Origin of the sequence: Pseudoalteromonas sp. XMcav1-K, assembly GCF_044005875.1 — a bacterium.
Taxonomy (GTDB): Bacteria; Pseudomonadota; Gammaproteobacteria; order Enterobacterales; family Alteromonadaceae; genus Pseudoalteromonas; species Pseudoalteromonas spongiae.
The window spans coordinates 17,655-32,474 of the sequence record NZ_JBIPJE010000030.1; the positions used below are offsets into that span (position 1 = coordinate 17,655).

A 14,820-nucleotide genomic window follows, 5' to 3' on the forward strand; every position below is an offset into this window, starting at 1 on the left:
AACCGCCTAAAGGCGGTTTAAATACAAATTTTGTTAACTGTGAGCCCCGTTGTAGTGCTCAATAACTCAAAATTATAACGGCAGCGAAGTTGAGCGCTTTACGCAGGTCATGGTTACGTTCGAGTGTACTTCTTGAACGTAATCTAAACTTAATAATTTATCACGCACAAACTGCTCATAGCCTTCAATGCCTTTTGAAATAATACGAAGCATAAAGTCCATAGTGCCTGCCATGGTGTAACACTCAGTTACTTCATCATAGCTTTGAATAAGTTCTTCAAATTCAGCTAGCTGCGCGCGGCCATGGCTAGACAGGCGCACATGCGCGTAAACCAACATATCAAAACCGAGTTTTTTCGGCTCTAAAATCGCTACCTTGCCTTTAATGTATCCTTCTTGTTCTAAACGAGAAATACGACGCCAACAAGGAGACTGTGATAGCCCTACTTTGTCGGCAATCTCTGCCGTTGATAAGCTCGCGTCTTTTTGAATCAATGCGAGTATTTGACGATCTACTTGGTTTAATGACATAGCTTATTCTTAAATTTACTCATTAATGGTTAAATAATACTATACAATAGTCTTTGCGTCTGCTGATTTATTAATAATTTAGCCAAAGCGACCACTGGTAAATGGGTTGGTACGTTTTTCATGACCTACAGTTGTGGTTGGCCCATGACCTGGGTAAACCGTATAATCCTCTGGCAGCGAATAAATCTGTGATTCAATCGACTGCTTTAGCTGCTGTGCATTGCCACCTGGAAAATCAGTGCGCCCTACCGAACCGTTAAACAAAACATCACCAACGAATATCCGTTTAGAGTCATGTTCAATGAAAACAACGTGACCTGGCGTATGCCCTGGGGTAAAACGCACTTCTAGGGTGATTTCACCAAATGAAAAGGTATCACCGTCCGCTAGCCAGGTATTAGGGGTAAACACCTCAGCAAGCGGAAAGTTAAACATTTCACTTTGTCGTGGCAATGCATCTAGCCAAAACTTATCGCCTAGATGAGGACCAACAATGTCCACATCGTAAGTTTCGGCCAATTGCTTCGCAGCACCAACATGATCTAAATGACCATGTGTTAATAAAATCGCTTTTAGTGAGGCATTTGCACTATTAATTGCCGCGATTAACTTTTCAATATCCCCACCGGGATCAATAATTGCAGCATGTTTAGTTGTTTTACACACTAATAAATTAGCATTTTGTGCAAACGGCGTAACAGGATTTGTAAAAACGTCTAACATAATCACTCATACTCAATTAAAACGGGGTAATTTAAGTACCCGCCATCGTAAAATGGGGTTTTGCTGTACAGCCACGCTAAACGTTTTTGCGCGCTGTTTTTAAACTCACTATCGCTGTCTAGCTTTTCGTCAAACGCACGCTTCAACGCTGGGTCATTTGCTAGCATTTTTTCTGCAAACGGCAATAACGCATAGTTTTCTGAATATTCAGTGCGTTGAAAGATACTATTAAAAAAGCCCCACTTAAAGAACGAGTCTTCCGCTTCTGGTTGCAGTAAATGCACCGCCAATTTACCATTTGGTTGCGCAGTGCTTATTTTGTAATACGTACTTAAATCAACTTTAGCGGCATTTGAATACTCAAATTGGCCAGATACCTGCAATCGGCTTTCAAATGGTGTTGATGAAAAAGTGTGATCGGTAACCGTAATTGCTTTTAAGTTATTTACAACACCATAGGCACGCTCAAGCTTAATACCATGTTGCTGTAATTTTGCTGCGATATTACTCCACGCTTTTGGTAAATAATATGCGGCAGGCACTTTCACTTTTTCAACCACCTCTTTACGCCAAAAAACCGGTAACCCTTTGTACGTTATTGCCTTACCTGTGTAACGCACTTCTTGTTGAGCGCTTAATTCGCTGAAGTACTTTTCATATTCAATACCCAAAAAGTCAATATTTACCGGTACCTTGCTATAACTACGGGCAACAACTAATTCACGCGGCATAAAGTCTTTTTCAATTTTCACTGTGCGGCGTAACTTGCTCAAATTATTTGAAACGGCATCAATCACACCATCTAAAAATACGTAAGTGCCAAGTACACGTTGTTTGTATGGTTTTAATGAATGATTTTCTAATAAAATGGTTGGCAAATTAGTAATATCACCCCAGCCATTAGAATAGCGCGGCGTGGCAACCCAACCTGCTAGACCTTCGCTCATTTCACGCTTATTCATAACAAACACCAGTGGGCCTGGGATATGGCCAAAACGTGACAGTTTCGCGTCAATTACCGGATTGATCTTTTCTGTAATAAATTGCGCAATTTTTGGTGATTCCGAAGCGAAACTAGGCGTTGAGCCATAGGTAATATCATACTGATAGTCCGCACCGTCGGTTACATGCATATCAACGTACATATCTGGTTGATATTGATTAATCACGCGCATCACCGCCTGAACGCCAGGGGTTTCAAGCTTAGTGTAATCTCGGTTTAAGTTTAAATTGCGACCATTAGTACGAAACCCCATGACCTCAGGACCACGCTGATTAATACGGTTAAAGCGGCTCGCATTTTCATGTCCATCGACATTTAAAATCGGAATAAACAGTAAATTTACGCGTTTTAAAATATCATTTCGCTGCCCTTGAGCGATATCACGCAGCAACATAAAGGTGGCATCTTTGCCATCTATTTCACCAGAGTGAATACCCGCTTGTAGCAAAATAGTCGCTTTATTGTTATCGATTTGACCTGTTTCACTGGCGATAAGCATTTTTATTGGCCGACCCGCGTCACTGGTACCAATCGACTCGATTTTAAACTGCTTACTATTTGCCTCAACCAGTTTATCGAGATACACCATGGTATCGTGATAATTAGGGGATTCCATACCACCTGAACGTTCAAATTGTGTTGCCAGTGGATTGGTTGGTTGTAATAGGCGTTCACTTTGCCCTTGCCACGCGGTAAGTGGCGGTAAGTGGTCAACTGCAGAAAGGCTCGCAGTCAGTAATAAAGCGTTTAAAAACATGCGTGTTATTTCTTTATAATAATTTGGCTTTACGGTAATCAAATTAACTTGAATTTGCAATTGAACGCGTTAAGGTAGGGCCAATTATTCTTTAAAATCAGAACATATGACTAAAACAGTACTAATAACAGGTAGTTCAAGCGGCATTGGCTATTACTGTGCAAAAGCGCTCGTTGAACGTGGCTATAAGGTCGTCGCAACTTGCCGTAAATTAGAAGACGTTGCGCGCCTACAACAAGAAGGTATTCACAGTGTCCAGCTCGACCTTGCGAGTGAAGCCAGTATTGAAAGTGGTTATCGCCAAGCGCTCGATATTCTCGGTCATATTGATGTGCTATTTAATAACGGTGCATATGGCCAGCCGGGCGCAGTAGAAGACTTGCCAACACATGCACTGAGAACCCAATTTGAAACCAATTTATTCGGTTGGCACCATTTAACCTGCCTAGCCATAAAGCATATGCGTGAACGTGGCCAAGGCCGCATTATTCAAAATTCATCTGTGTTAGGTTTAGTCACTTTACCTTATCGTGGTGCCTATAATGCCAGTAAATTTGCACTAGAAGGCTTAACCGACACTCTGCGCCAAGAGCTATCAGATACCAATATTCAGGTTAGTTTAATTGAGCCTGGGCCAATTGAATCGAAATTTAGAGACAACGCATTAGCCGCATTTTTTAGTGCTGAGATTGACGCTGAAAACAGTGCCCACTATGAAAACTATTTAAAACAACAGGCACGTCTTGAAGTAAAAGGTAAAGCGCAACCATTTACACTTGGCCCAGAAGCGGTTTATAAAAAGTTACTGCATGCCATTGAAGCAAAACGTGCGAAACCACGCTACTACGTGACCTTCCCTACCTATTTATTTGGCTACTTAAAGCGTATTTTATCGACCCGCTTAATGGACAGCATTTTAACCAAGTCGAGATAGGGTTCTGGGTTCTGGGTTCTGGGTTCTGGGTTCTGGGTTCTGGGTTCTGGGTTCTGGGTTCTGGAGTATTCTGAAATCTTAAATCTGAACACTCAATACTTAGAAATTAAAAAAGGGAGCAAAAGCTCCCTTTAAATCTGTAAAGCGTTTTAATCAAAGATTAAGCAGCTAGACCTTCTTTTGCTTTAGCAACTAGTGCTGCGAAAGCTACTTGGTCGTATACAGCGATATCTGCAAGGATCTTACGATCGATTTCAACAGATGACTTCTTAAGACCGTTAATGAAACGGCTGTAAGATAGACCGTTCTGACGTGCTGCCGCGTTGATACGTGCAATCCATAATTGACGGAAAGTACGTTTCTTAGCGCGACGGTCGCGGTAAGCGTATTGACCTGCTTTAGTTACTGCTTGGAACGCTACGCGATAAACACGTGAACGTGCTCCGTAGTAACCTTTAGCTTGCTTTAAAACTTTCTTGTGACGTGCACGTGCGATAACACCGCGTTTAACTCTTGCCATGACTAAAAACCCCTATTAAGCGAATGGTAACATACGGTTGATAAGGCCGATATCGTTCTTATGAACCATAGCCTTAGGACGTAAGTGAAGCTTACGCTTAGAAGATTTCTTAGTCAGAATGTGACGTAAGTGCGCTTGTTTACGCTTGAAACCGCCTGAAGCAGTCTTTTTGAAGCGCTTTGCAGCACCTCTGTGGCTTTTTAATTTATAGCCCATTGCAATAACTCCAATTGATATTGCTTTAATATTCAGCAAGTAGGCGGAATTTACATTCACTTTGCAGGCCTAACTTACTACCAATTACCGGTGGAACAAAGTTCACTTTAACCGGCTAAACAAGGTGGAGGCTAAAAGCCTCACTTTATACCTAGTTTATCTTTGCACCATTACTTTTTAGCAATTGGTGATAACATCATAATCATTTGACGGCCTTCCACTTTTTTAGGGAAAGACTCAACTTGAGCGATGTCTTGTAAATCGTCTTTAATGCGGTTTAATAAATCAATACCGATTTCTTGGTGCGCCATTTCACGACCACGGAAACGAATAGTAACTTTTGCTTTATCGCCCGCTTCTAAGAACTTAGTTAAATTGCGTAATTTAACTTGATAATCACCGATGTCAGTACCTGGACGGAATTTGATTTCCTTAATCTGGATCTGCTTCTGCTTTTTCTTTTGTTCTTTTTGTGCTTTGCTTTTTTCAAAGATGAACTTACCGAAATCCATCACTTTACAAACAGGTGGCTCTGCATTTGGGCTAATTTCAACTAAATCAACACCGGCAGCATCTGCTTTATCAAATGCTTCTTGCAGGCTAACTACGCCTAATGGCTCACCTTCAAAGCCGACTAAACGGACTTCTTTTGCTGTAATTTCTTCGTTGATACGATTTTTTTGAGCCGCTGGGCCCTTTTTTCCGCCTCTAATGGTTCGTTCCTCCACGAAATACCAAGATTAAAAACAAGGTGCGTAATGTACATTATTTATACACACCTTGCACTATTTTATTTTCTATTTTTAACTTCTTCAGCAAGCTTAGCAATAAAGTCATCAACTGATAACTTGCCAAGGTCTTCACCAGTACGTGTTCTAACTGCTAGTTCTTGTTGTTCTACTTCTTTATCACCAACAACTAGTAAATACGGAATACGTTTTAAAGTATGCTCGCGAATTTTAAAGCCTATCTTCTCATTTCTCAAGTCAGCACAGGCTCTAAATCCAAGATTATTCAATTTTTCTACAACTTCTGTAACATATTCAGACTGTTTATCGGTAATATTCATTACCACAACCTGTTTTGGTGCCAACCAAGTTGGGAATAATCCCGCATATTCTTCAGTTAAAATACCGATGAAACGCTCAATTGAACCTAAAATCGCACGGTGTATCATCACTGGCGTTTTACGTTCGTTATTTTCTGCAACATAAGTTGCACCTAAACGACCTGGTAATGCAAAGTCTAACTGAACCGTACCACATTGCCACGCACGCTCTAAACAGTCGTATAATGTGAATTCAATTTTCGGACCGTAGAATGCACCTTCACCTGGTAGGTATTCAAATTCAATACCATTTGCATCAAGTGCATCAGCCAGTGCTTTTTCTGACTTGTCCCACATTTCGTCTTCACCAATGCGCTTTTCCGGACGCGTTGATAGTTTTACCACGATTTTTTCGAAGCCGAATGTTTCGTATGTGTCGTATACCATTTTGATACACGATGATACTTCTTCCATTACCTGCTCTTCAGTACAGAATACGTGCGCATCGTCTTGTGTAAAGCCACGTACACGCATTAGGCCGTGTAGTGCACCCGATGGTTCGTTACGGTGACAACAACCAAATTCAGCCATACGCAGTGGTAAATCACGGTATGATTTTAAACCTTGGTTAAAGATCTGAACGTGACCTGGACAGTTCATTGGCTTAATCGCATATTCGCGCTTTTCAGATTCAGTGGTAAACATCGCATCGCCATATTTATCCCAGTGACCTGATTTTTCCCAAAGTACACGGTCCATCATTAATGGGCCTTTTACTTCTTCGTACTTATATTCGCGCAGTTTCTCACGCACAAAGTCTTCTAGCTCGCGGTAAATGCTCCAGCCGTCATTGTGCCAAAACACCATGCCTGGCGCTTCTTCTTGCCAGTGCCATAAATCCAGTGCTTTACCAATTTTACGGTGATCACGTTTTTCTGCTTCTTCAAGACGCTTTAAATACGCTTTTAATTGTTTTTTATCTGCCCACGCTGTGCCATAAACACGTTGTAGCATTTTGTTATCTGAGTCACCACGCCAGTATGCACCTGCCACTTTCATAATTTTAAAGTGCTGACAGAATTTCATATTAGGTACGTGTGGACCACGACACATATCAATGTATTCTTCGTGGTGGTATAGACCTGGAGTATCATCACGGCTGATGTTTTCGTCTAAGATTTCCATCTTGTACGTTTCACCACGCGCTTCAAATGCATCGCGCGCTTCTTGCCAAGTAACAACTTTTTTAACAACGTCGTAATTTGTTTTCGCAAGTTCTAACATACGCTTTTCTAGTTTTTCTAGATCTTCCGCTGTTAATGAGTGCTCCATATCGATGTCGTAGTAAAAACCGTTGTCGATTGTTGGACCAATCGCCATTTTAACATCTGGGTAAAGCTGCTTAATTGCATGACCTAATAGGTGAGCACATGAGTGACGAATGATTTCTAAACCATCGTCATCTTTTGCGGTAATGATTTCCAGCTGGCTGTCTTCGGTGATTAGCTGGCATGCGTCTACACGTTCGCCATTGATACGACCAGCAATGGTTGCTTTAGCTAAACCAGGGCCGATGTCTAGTGCAACGTCTAATACAGAAACAGGATTATCAAATGCTCGTTGTGAGCCATCTGGAAGAGTAATAATTGGCATGTTTTGTCCTTGCTACAGTGGTGATGCCTACAATGCATCACATGCAGTTAATAAAGTGAGTCCAGCATTCAAAACACTTTTACAATAAGTGTGGTTACTTAAATACTCGGCTCATGAAAGTAAAACAGTTATTTTAACTAGCAAATTATGAATTACAAGGAGAAACCGAGCCGATTGACTAATTTTCCAAATCACACATACTTAGGGGTAATCAGCAAGCGAAGTAAAGACAATGTCACTGACCATAGCCTCTCTAAATTTATGCAATTACTGCAAGCCACCTTACAGCTTTTATGACTTCGAATCGACCTACACTAAAGCGCAATGGCAGCAAAAAGAAGCGTGGCTGAGTCAATTGTTATTAAACACCCGCCCCGATGTCATTTGTTTTCAAGAAGTGTTCTCAGTATGCGCATTAACTGAACTAATCGCCCAATGCGGGCTTCCCCACTTTGCTATTTGCGATGAACCTGCGCTCGATGAGCACAATCCTTATTTATATAAACGTCCAATTGTTTTAATTGCATCGCGGTTTCCTATTACCAATGTCAGGCGCATTGATGTGCCGCCATTTTTAAAAATGTCGGCGCTGTCGCGTGAAATTATTAATTGTGAAATCACTCACCCTGAATATGGCCATATACGATTATACGGCACACATTTAAAATCAAAACGCGCAACCGACATTGCCGACGAACTGCCTAACGCAGACGAAATATCACCTGTCGCAATCTCCCATATTGGCCGAATACTATCTGATAAACAACGTGCCGATGAAGCCATGGCACTGTATTTTGATTTTATCAGTCAGCAACTTAAACACCCGCTTCCCAGTTTTATTATGGGAGATTTTAATCAACAAGCGGTGCAATCGAACTTAGCATTTTTTACCGAAGAAACTGAATTTAAACAAGACCTTGATGGCGATTTAAAACTGCTCGACAGCTTTTATTTGAGCCAATTACAAACCCGTAAACCAACTCACTATTATTATGGCAAAGGCAGTGTGCTCGACTACATCGTTTGCCCTGAATCGATTTTAAGTGAATTAAATTTGGGTACACTTGATTTCAAGGTGCAGGACGAGCATATTAGCCAAGACGAAATCAACGTAACAACCGATCATGCAATGGTCTGTATTACCCTTTCCTAACAGCGCCATTAATCATCGTAATTTATCTGAACACACTAATGTTATTTATAAGGCCTGTGGTAAACTAGCGAAAATTTTTAGTTAGGAATGCCCCAATGAGAACATGTGGTGTTGAAATTAAAGGCTCTGAAGCCTTAATTTGTGTATTAGCAAAAGACAACGATGTATTTGATATTCGTGATGTGCGCCAAACACGATTTGTATTACCAAAAAGCGATGATGCTGAAGAAATCCGTAAATTTCAGTTTGATTTTGCAAAACTAATGCAAGATTACCAAGTTGATAGCATTGCTATCAAAGAGCGTCAACAAAAAGGGAAATTCGCGGGCAGCCCACAAGGCTTTAAAATTGAAGCGGCACTGCAACTGATTGACGATATGCGTGTGGTATTACTTAATCCAACGGCAATGAAAGAACAGCTGAAGAAAAATCCGTTGCCAATTGATTTTGAAGATACCGGCCTTAAAAAGTTTCAAGAAACGGCATTTTTTACAGCCTACATAGACCTAACGCACCGCACTTATAATAAAGCGTAAGTAAAAAGGCGCCAATTGGCGCCTTTTTTAATGTGCTTGAGTTTACTTAGTGTAAGCACGTGGCATATTGGTTTCAGCCATATAACGGTCACGTAATTTATCGTGACGCGACTCAGTCGATACTTCAACACCATTAATCATCACTTTTTCAAGTGTAGTGCTGAATTCAAATGGGTCTGCCGACCATACAGCTAAATCTGCAGCCTTGCCAACTTCAATGCTACCTGCATCTTCAATATTAAAGATTTCAGCAACATTACTTGTAATCGCTTTCAGTGCACCTTCTCGGCTCATGCCATTGGCAATTGCATTACCCGCATCATAACGCAGTTGATACACATTGTGGCTGCTATCGCCTGCAATAGTAAGTGCCACCAGCACACCGGCTTTTTCTAACTCGCCAGCTGTTTCAAGTGACGCATTTAACGAATCAAAATCACCCGGTAAATTTGCCATCGCACTTAAAATAACAGGTACCTTAGCTGCCGCCAGTTCTGCTTTGATTGGCAATGCATCTTCCGCGCCTGAAATCACCAAATCGATACCAAAGCGCTCTTTCACTTTAATTAGCTCAAGCATGTCTTGTGCACGTGATACACGCACAACAACAGGTTTTTCACCGTTTAATGCCGCTGTTAATAGCTTTTCTTTTTTAGAAGGCTCTGCTTTATCGTCTTTTTTGTCAGATTTTTTTGCTTTCGCAATTTTCGTTTGCTGCTCTTCTAGCGTATCGATAAATTCACTTAAAGACGCTGCACGTGAACCGTCTTTAGTACCGCCTAGATTAACAATAATCGCATTTTGGCTATCAACCACACTTGTACCAAACTCGCCGCTTAAATTAACCGTTGAGCTTAAACCAACAAATGGACTTTCACCCCAACTTGGCGCAATAACATCACGGGTGATCCCGCCTTTACGTGCATACGCAATCAGTGTTGATTTTGGGTTAAACGCAAGTGATGGGTCAAAGGTAATACCACCTTTTTTCTCGTTGCCATCACGCGATGAAGCAACGGCGCCCACTTCCACTAAACCAAGTTGGTTCATGCTGCCAATAAAACCAGGCGTTACAATTTTACCTTGTGCATCAATAATCACATCTGCGGTTGCTGCGTCAGTAGTAACGGCTTTGATTTTGCCGTCTTCGATGATCACACTACCGTTTTTAATAACACCTTGCTCAGATGCAGTATGGATTTGTGCATTAATAATTGCAGTTGTTTGCGCCATTGCGCCTGCTGAACTTAACACCGCTGCAGCAAGTAAGGTCTGTTTAAATAATTTCATCACTGTATTCCTTATTGCTGGCCTAACATAAAGTCGCTTTTCGCTTGGTATTTTTCATCGTTGCGGTCATATACTTTTGCGCCGTCAATAAATACTTGCTCTGCCTGTGCGTAAACACTAAATGGGCTTTGATTCCAAATAACAACATCTGCTTGCTTGCCGGCTTCTAGGCTACCCACTTTATCTTCAACACCCAGCGATATCGCAGCGTTTTGCGTGATCCAACGAATAGCATGCTCTTCTTTAATATCAAAACCGTTTTCATTAGCGCGGTACATTACTTTTGCCGCTTCTTGGTTTAGACGCTGAATTGTTGTGTCTGAATCTGAGTGAACGATGGCACATGAATTTTTAACCGCATCAACAATGGCAATGTTTTCTTGCACCATGTCGTAAGCTTCCATCTTAAAGCCCCACCAATCAGGCCAAAGTGCAGCACAGCTGCCGTTATCTGCTAGTAAGTCTGCAATTTTGTATGCTTCAATACCATGGTGGAACGTACCTGCGTGGTAACCAAATTCTTTTGATAGGTCAATCATCATCGCCATTTCTTCTGCTTTGTAGCAGTGGTTATGGATCATGATCTCGCCATCTAAAACGCCACGTAGTGTATCTAGTTTAATATCACGCTCTGGTGCATCAACGGTTAAACCTAACTTATGCTCGCGATCGTATTTTTCCCAAGCAAGTTTGTATTCTGTTGCCTCAGCCCATGCGCTGCGATAGCCAGCCATGTTACCCATACGTGTTGCTGGTGACTCTTTGCGGCTACCATATACGCGTTTCGGGTTCTCACCACATGCCATTTTTAAACCATAAGGTGCATCTGGGAATTTCATTGCTTGCATGGTGTGCGCTGGTACGTTTTTAAGCGTTACGCCGCGGCCGCCAAATAAATTAGCTGAGCCTGGTAAAACTTGCAGTGATGTAATACCACCAGCACGGGCAGTATTAAAACCAGGATCTTGTGGCCAGATTGAGTGTTCAACCCATACGTAAGCGGTATTTGGGCTAGTCATTTCATTGCCGTCTTGGTGCGATTCAACCGACGGGCTTGGGTAGGCACCTAAATGCGAGTGTACATCAATAATACCCGGAGTAACCCACTTGCCATTGGCGTCAATTACGCGTGCACTTGCATGACTTAAGTTTTCGCCTACTTTTGAAATTTGGCCATTTAAAATCAATACATCTGCATTATCAAGACGTTCGCCAGTACCTGTTAATACGGTAGCATTCTTAATCAGTAATTCTGTACTTTCATAAGGTTGATAAGTACTCGGGTATGGATTTTTGTTAATTGAAACGTGCTCACCTTGTGGTGCTTGTTTATTACAAGCTGCCAGCCCCAGTGACATAGCAACAACTAACGCAGAAGGGATAAATCTTTGCATTATTGTTATTCTCCGAAAAAATACTGCTCAAATGTAGCGAATAAAAGCCGCAATTGCACATTTTTACGGTAAACACCCGCTTATTTGCTATAAACAAATGTAAACGCTACAAATGTAATCGGTAAAAATAGTCGCCCTTGTCATTTATCACGCTAATCTTTAACAAACTAGCGTAGGCTAAATCAATGGATTGCTGAAACTGCCCATCGGATTGTTGTACCCCGAGTACTAACTGAAGAATTTCGCGCATCACGCCAGCGTGACTTACCAGTAATAGATTCTTTCCTTGATACTGCTGACAGACAAATTTAAACGCTGTGGTTACACGTTGATTAAACGCCACCATGGTTTCACCATTAGGAGGCGATACCGAATACGGCGATTTAAAAAATGCCATAATTTGGCTGTTATGGTGCTCAAATAATTCGCTAAATGGTTTGCCATCCCAATCGCCAAAATTCATTTCAGCAAAATCACTCATCGTTTCAAAACTGAGGTTTTTGTCATCGGCGTAGGTTTTTGCAAAGTAGCAACAGCGTTTAAGTGGCGAGCTTATAACGGCATCGATAGTTAGCCCATCGCTAGCTTGCTGCATTTGTGAAAGCCCGTGTTCGGTGATCGCAAAATCCGTCAATCCACGTAAGCATTTATCACCCTCTGGTAACCCATGCCGTAGTAAGTAAATGTTAGTCGTGTTTGAGTTCATGAGCGATCCCAGCAATGGTAAACGTAACCGTGCTTGCAATACGCGCAACATCTTGATTTAACCAACCTTGCTCATCGGCAAATTGGCGCGCTAATGCATTATCGGGGGTTATAGAAAAACCAACCTCATTACTTACCATAATCACAGCATTTTTAGTTCGCGTTAACCAATCAAGAAAGCGTTGCTTTTCTTCTTGCCAATCAATTTGTTGATAATACAAACAGTTATTTAGCCAAACCGTTAAGCAATCAATCAATATAATGCAAGGTTCTTCAACTGCATTCAATGAGTCAACAAGTTTGGGACCGCTTTCAATGGTTTGCCACTGCTTAGGGCGCGTGTGTTTGTGGCGCTCGATACGGCTTTTCATTTCATCGTCAAACGCTTCAGCGGTTGCAATATAAACAACCGGAAGTCCTAGCTGAGTTGCGTATTCTTGCGCTGTTTGTTCGGCATAACGGGATTTACCAGAACGCACACCACCAATTACTAAATTTTTCTTCATTAAAAGCAAAAGCCCTTGTTACTGCTGGGTTTGTCACGCACAATAACTAAAAAATATTTGGAAATCCAGATGTCTACCAGCAACAATATTGCCGACACAATTCAAAACACCATTAACGGTAAGATTAAACCGTTAGGCTCGCTTGGTAAAATAGAACAACTTGCAGCGCAAATCGCTACGCTACACCTTACCCCTAGCAGTGAAAATTCATTATCTATTCTAAATCCTACGTTACTTGTGTTTGCTGGTGACCATGGTATTGCTAAACACAATATCAGTATTGCCCCAAGTGACGTTACCACGTTGATGGTGAGTTGCTTTTTAAGCGGGCAAGCTGCGATCAATAGCTTTATAAAGTCAACAAATTGGCAATTAAAGGTAGTCGATTGCGGTATTCAGACCCAATTACCAACGCATAATAATTTAATAAACGCGCGCTTAGGTAATGTTTGTGGTGATATAAGCGTAGAGCCCGCTTTAACTGAAACACAGTTCGATGAAGCACGCTTGCATAGTGAAAAGTTGCTACAACAGCTAGATACTAATCTAATAGCCTTTGGCGAAATGGGGATCGGTAATACCAGTCCAGCAAGTGCTATATTTGCAAAACTATTTAAGCTACCTGTAGAAAATGTGGTTGGACATGGCACTGGCATTGACCAGCAACAATTTAACAACAAACGTTTGCTTATAAGTAAGGCGGTTAAGCGTGTAGACAGCGACCAGCCGCTCGAAATTTTGCGCCAGCTAGGTAGTTTTGAGATTGCTACCATGACCTTTACCATGCTGGAAGCTTCTATACACAACAAATTAATATTGGTTGATGGATTTATTGTAACAAGCGCAGCGGCTATTGCTCTGGCAATCAAACCAAGTATTAGAACTAATTTAGTATTTGCCCATAAATCAAACGAATCCGCACATGGCCAAATGTTAGACAAATTAGCGGTAGAGCCATTGCTTGATCTTTCTTTAAGGCTAGGAGAAGGCACTGGCGCCGCACTTTGCCTTGGGTTAATTGAGGCAGCCGTTAACTTTTACAATGAGATGGCCAGTTTTGAAGATTTGGGAATTGCCTTGTAATGACGCTACAACATGAAATCGCGTTATTTAAGTTAGCGCTCAGCTTTTTAACGCGTATTCCCATTCATATAGACGACTACAGTGATGACAAACTCAACAAGGCGTCTGGTTATTTTCCGCTAGTTGGCGTATTTATTGGGTGTTTACTCGGGTTATGTGTTTACCTTTTACAACTTGTGTTGCCAATTAGCGTATCGGTTGTGCTTGTAATAATAATTGGTTTATTACTTACGGGCGGTTTTCATGAAGATGGCCTAGCAGATATTGCCGATGGCTTTGGCGGTGCATTCGATGCCCATAGAAAACTGGAAATTATGAAAGACTCACGCCTTGGCACCTATGGTACACTAGCTCTGATTTCGCTGTTTGCAATCAAGTATCAAACCCTCGTTGCAACAAGTCATATTGTCATGGCATTAATCGCAGCACATGGTATTAGCCGTGCATTTGCCACTAGTATTATTGGCACATGCCCTTATGTCACAGAAGACACCATAAGCAAAGTAAAACCAATTGCCAAACACTTGCCAAGCAGCGCTCAGAACCGTTTATGGCTTACCTTTTGTGTACTATGTGCTGTGTTATTTTTGTATGGCATGAGTTTACTACAGCTTATAGCACTCTTTGTGACCTGTTTCGCGGTTCGCAGCGTACTTATCGCTTGGTTTAAAAAACACATTAATGGCTATACCGGAGATTGTTTGGGCGCGGCTCAGCAAATTTTCGAAGTATTGATATATTGCTTAGTTTTATTATTTTTGGAATAAC

16 protein-coding genes are annotated in these 14,820 nt (G+C 41.5%); 5 read left to right on the forward strand and 11 right to left on the reverse strand.

Going from position 1 to position 14,820, the window contains the following annotated elements:
• Positions 1 to 72: 72 nt before the first annotated feature.
• From ACHSBP_RS04395 to ACHSBP_RS04405, 3 genes are all read right to left on the reverse strand, one after another.
• Positions 73 to 531 carry an Lrp/AsnC family transcriptional regulator gene (locus ACHSBP_RS04395; RefSeq protein ID WP_010560230.1) on the reverse strand — a complete coding sequence of 153 codons (459 nt, stop codon included), beginning with the start codon at positions 529 to 531 and terminating at the stop codon, positions 73 to 75.
• Between the two features lie 78 nt (positions 532 to 609).
• A complete protein-coding gene (locus tag ACHSBP_RS04400; RefSeq protein WP_395388218.1) occupies positions 610 to 1,254 on the reverse strand; it encodes an MBL fold metallo-hydrolase in 645 nt (214 codons plus the stop codon).
• A gap of 2 nt (positions 1,255 to 1,256) precedes the next feature.
• The gene (locus tag ACHSBP_RS04405; RefSeq protein ID WP_395388219.1) at positions 1,257 to 3,014 is read right to left on the reverse strand and encodes a M14 family metallopeptidase; all 1,758 of its coding nucleotides are present in this window, start codon (positions 3,012 to 3,014) and stop codon (positions 1,257 to 1,259) included.
• 106 nt (positions 3,015 to 3,120) lie between these two features.
• Between ACHSBP_RS04405 and ACHSBP_RS04410 the strand changes: the two genes are divergently transcribed.
• Positions 3,121 to 3,948, forward strand: a complete 828-nt coding sequence (locus ACHSBP_RS04410; RefSeq protein WP_010560233.1) for an SDR family oxidoreductase — start codon at positions 3,121 to 3,123, stop codon at positions 3,946 to 3,948.
• Between the two features lie 160 nt (positions 3,949 to 4,108).
• Here ACHSBP_RS04410 and rplT read toward each other — a convergent pair whose 3' ends face one another.
• From rplT to thrS, 4 genes are all read right to left on the reverse strand, one after another.
• Entirely contained in the window at positions 4,109 to 4,468 is a 360-nt protein-coding gene (gene rplT / locus ACHSBP_RS04415; RefSeq protein WP_010387194.1) for a 50S ribosomal protein L20, read from the reverse strand.
• A gap of 15 nt (positions 4,469 to 4,483) precedes the next feature.
• Positions 4,484 to 4,684 carry a 50S ribosomal protein L35 gene (gene rpmI, locus ACHSBP_RS04420; protein WP_010560234.1) on the reverse strand — a complete coding sequence of 67 codons (201 nt, stop codon included), beginning with the start codon at positions 4,682 to 4,684 and terminating at the stop codon, positions 4,484 to 4,486.
• A 170-nt stretch (positions 4,685 to 4,854) separates the two neighbouring features.
• Positions 4,855 to 5,412, reverse strand: a complete 558-nt coding sequence (gene infC, locus ACHSBP_RS04425) for a translation initiation factor IF-3 (RefSeq protein ID WP_010560235.1) — start codon at positions 5,410 to 5,412, stop codon at positions 4,855 to 4,857.
• A gap of 62 nt (positions 5,413 to 5,474) precedes the next feature.
• On the reverse strand, positions 5,475 to 7,385 hold the full coding sequence (thrS, locus tag ACHSBP_RS04430; RefSeq protein WP_010560236.1) for a threonine--tRNA ligase: 1,911 nt from the start codon (positions 7,383 to 7,385) through the stop codon (positions 5,475 to 5,477).
• A 232-nt stretch (positions 7,386 to 7,617) separates the two neighbouring features.
• Between thrS and ACHSBP_RS04435 the strand changes: the two genes are divergently transcribed.
• Positions 7,618 to 8,538: an endonuclease/exonuclease/phosphatase family protein gene (locus ACHSBP_RS04435; protein ID WP_010560237.1), complete on the forward strand. Its 921-nt coding sequence runs from the start codon at positions 7,618 to 7,620 to the stop codon at positions 8,536 to 8,538.
• 95 nt (positions 8,539 to 8,633) lie between these two features.
• The gene (locus ACHSBP_RS04440) at positions 8,634 to 9,074 is read left to right on the forward strand and encodes a DUF3010 family protein (protein ID WP_010560238.1); all 441 of its coding nucleotides are present in this window, start codon (positions 8,634 to 8,636) and stop codon (positions 9,072 to 9,074) included.
• Between the two features lie 42 nt (positions 9,075 to 9,116).
• Here ACHSBP_RS04440 and ACHSBP_RS04445 read toward each other — a convergent pair whose 3' ends face one another.
• The 4 genes from ACHSBP_RS04445 to cobU form a co-directional block, all read right to left on the reverse strand.
• Positions 9,117 to 10,364: an amidohydrolase family protein gene (locus ACHSBP_RS04445; RefSeq protein ID WP_010560239.1), complete on the reverse strand. Its 1,248-nt coding sequence runs from the start codon at positions 10,362 to 10,364 to the stop codon at positions 9,117 to 9,119.
• An 11-nt stretch (positions 10,365 to 10,375) separates the two neighbouring features.
• Positions 10,376 to 11,758, reverse strand: a complete 1,383-nt coding sequence (locus ACHSBP_RS04450) for an amidohydrolase (protein WP_010560240.1) — start codon at positions 11,756 to 11,758, stop codon at positions 10,376 to 10,378.
• A 106-nt stretch (positions 11,759 to 11,864) separates the two neighbouring features.
• Positions 11,865 to 12,464, reverse strand: a complete 600-nt coding sequence (locus ACHSBP_RS04455; RefSeq protein ID WP_010560241.1) for a histidine phosphatase family protein — start codon at positions 12,462 to 12,464, stop codon at positions 11,865 to 11,867.
• Positions 12,445 to 12,969: a bifunctional adenosylcobinamide kinase/adenosylcobinamide-phosphate guanylyltransferase gene (cobU, locus tag ACHSBP_RS04460; RefSeq protein ID WP_010560242.1), complete on the reverse strand. Its 525-nt coding sequence runs from the start codon at positions 12,967 to 12,969 to the stop codon at positions 12,445 to 12,447. Before cobU ends, ACHSBP_RS04455 begins: the two co-directional genes overlap by 20 nt.
• Before the next feature lie 69 nt (positions 12,970 to 13,038).
• Here cobU and cobT point away from each other — a divergent pair, with 69 nt between their 5' ends.
• Together cobT and cobS are read left to right on the forward strand one after the other, a co-directional pair.
• Positions 13,039 to 14,052, forward strand: a complete 1,014-nt coding sequence (gene cobT / locus ACHSBP_RS04465) for a nicotinate-nucleotide--dimethylbenzimidazole phosphoribosyltransferase (RefSeq protein WP_010560243.1) — start codon at positions 13,039 to 13,041, stop codon at positions 14,050 to 14,052.
• Positions 14,052 to 14,819 (forward strand): adenosylcobinamide-GDP ribazoletransferase, encoded by a 768-nt coding sequence (gene cobS / locus ACHSBP_RS04470; RefSeq protein WP_395388220.1) that lies wholly within the window; start codon positions 14,052 to 14,054, stop codon positions 14,817 to 14,819. Before cobT ends, cobS begins: the two co-directional genes overlap by 1 nt.
• The last annotated feature ends 1 nt before the right edge of the window (position 14,820 follow it).

Bases quoted from the DNA above. Each gene is read 5' to 3' on its own strand.
- ACHSBP_RS04395 (WP_010560230.1), bottom strand. From the start codon at position 531: ATGTCATTAAACCAAGTAGATCGTCAAATACTCGCATTGATTCAAAAA.
- ACHSBP_RS04435 (WP_010560237.1), top strand. From the start codon at position 7,618: ATGTCACTGACCATAGCCTCTCTAAATTTATGCAATTACTGCAAGCCA.
- thrS (WP_010560236.1), bottom strand. From the start codon at position 7,385: ATGCCAATTATTACTCTTCCAGATGGCTCACAACGAGCATTTGATAAT.
- ACHSBP_RS04445 (WP_010560239.1), bottom strand. From the start codon at position 10,364: ATGAAATTATTTAAACAGACCTTACTTGCTGCAGCGGTGTTAAGTTCA.
- ACHSBP_RS04410 (WP_010560233.1), top strand. From the start codon at position 3,121: ATGACTAAAACAGTACTAATAACAGGTAGTTCAAGCGGCATTGGCTAT.
- ACHSBP_RS04440 (WP_010560238.1), top strand. From the start codon at position 8,634: ATGAGAACATGTGGTGTTGAAATTAAAGGCTCTGAAGCCTTAATTTGT.
- ACHSBP_RS04450 (WP_010560240.1), bottom strand. From the start codon at position 11,758: ATGCAAAGATTTATCCCTTCTGCGTTAGTTGTTGCTATGTCACTGGGG.
- ACHSBP_RS04400 (WP_395388218.1), bottom strand. From the start codon at position 1,254: ATGTTAGACGTTTTTACAAATCCTGTTACGCCGTTTGCACAAAATGCT.
- cobS (WP_395388220.1), top strand. From the start codon at position 14,052: ATGACGCTACAACATGAAATCGCGTTATTTAAGTTAGCGCTCAGCTTT.
- ACHSBP_RS04405 (WP_395388219.1), bottom strand. From the start codon at position 3,014: ATGTTTTTAAACGCTTTATTACTGACTGCGAGCCTTTCTGCAGTTGAC.
- ACHSBP_RS04455 (WP_010560241.1), bottom strand. From the start codon at position 12,464: ATGAACTCAAACACGACTAACATTTACTTACTACGGCATGGGTTACCA.
- cobT (WP_010560243.1), top strand. From the start codon at position 13,039: ATGTCTACCAGCAACAATATTGCCGACACAATTCAAAACACCATTAAC.
- rpmI (WP_010560234.1), bottom strand. From the start codon at position 4,684: ATGGGCTATAAATTAAAAAGCCACAGAGGTGCTGCAAAGCGCTTCAAA.
- cobU (WP_010560242.1), bottom strand. From the start codon at position 12,969: ATGAAGAAAAATTTAGTAATTGGTGGTGTGCGTTCTGGTAAATCCCGT.
- rplT (WP_010387194.1), bottom strand. From the start codon at position 4,468: ATGGCAAGAGTTAAACGCGGTGTTATCGCACGTGCACGTCACAAGAAA.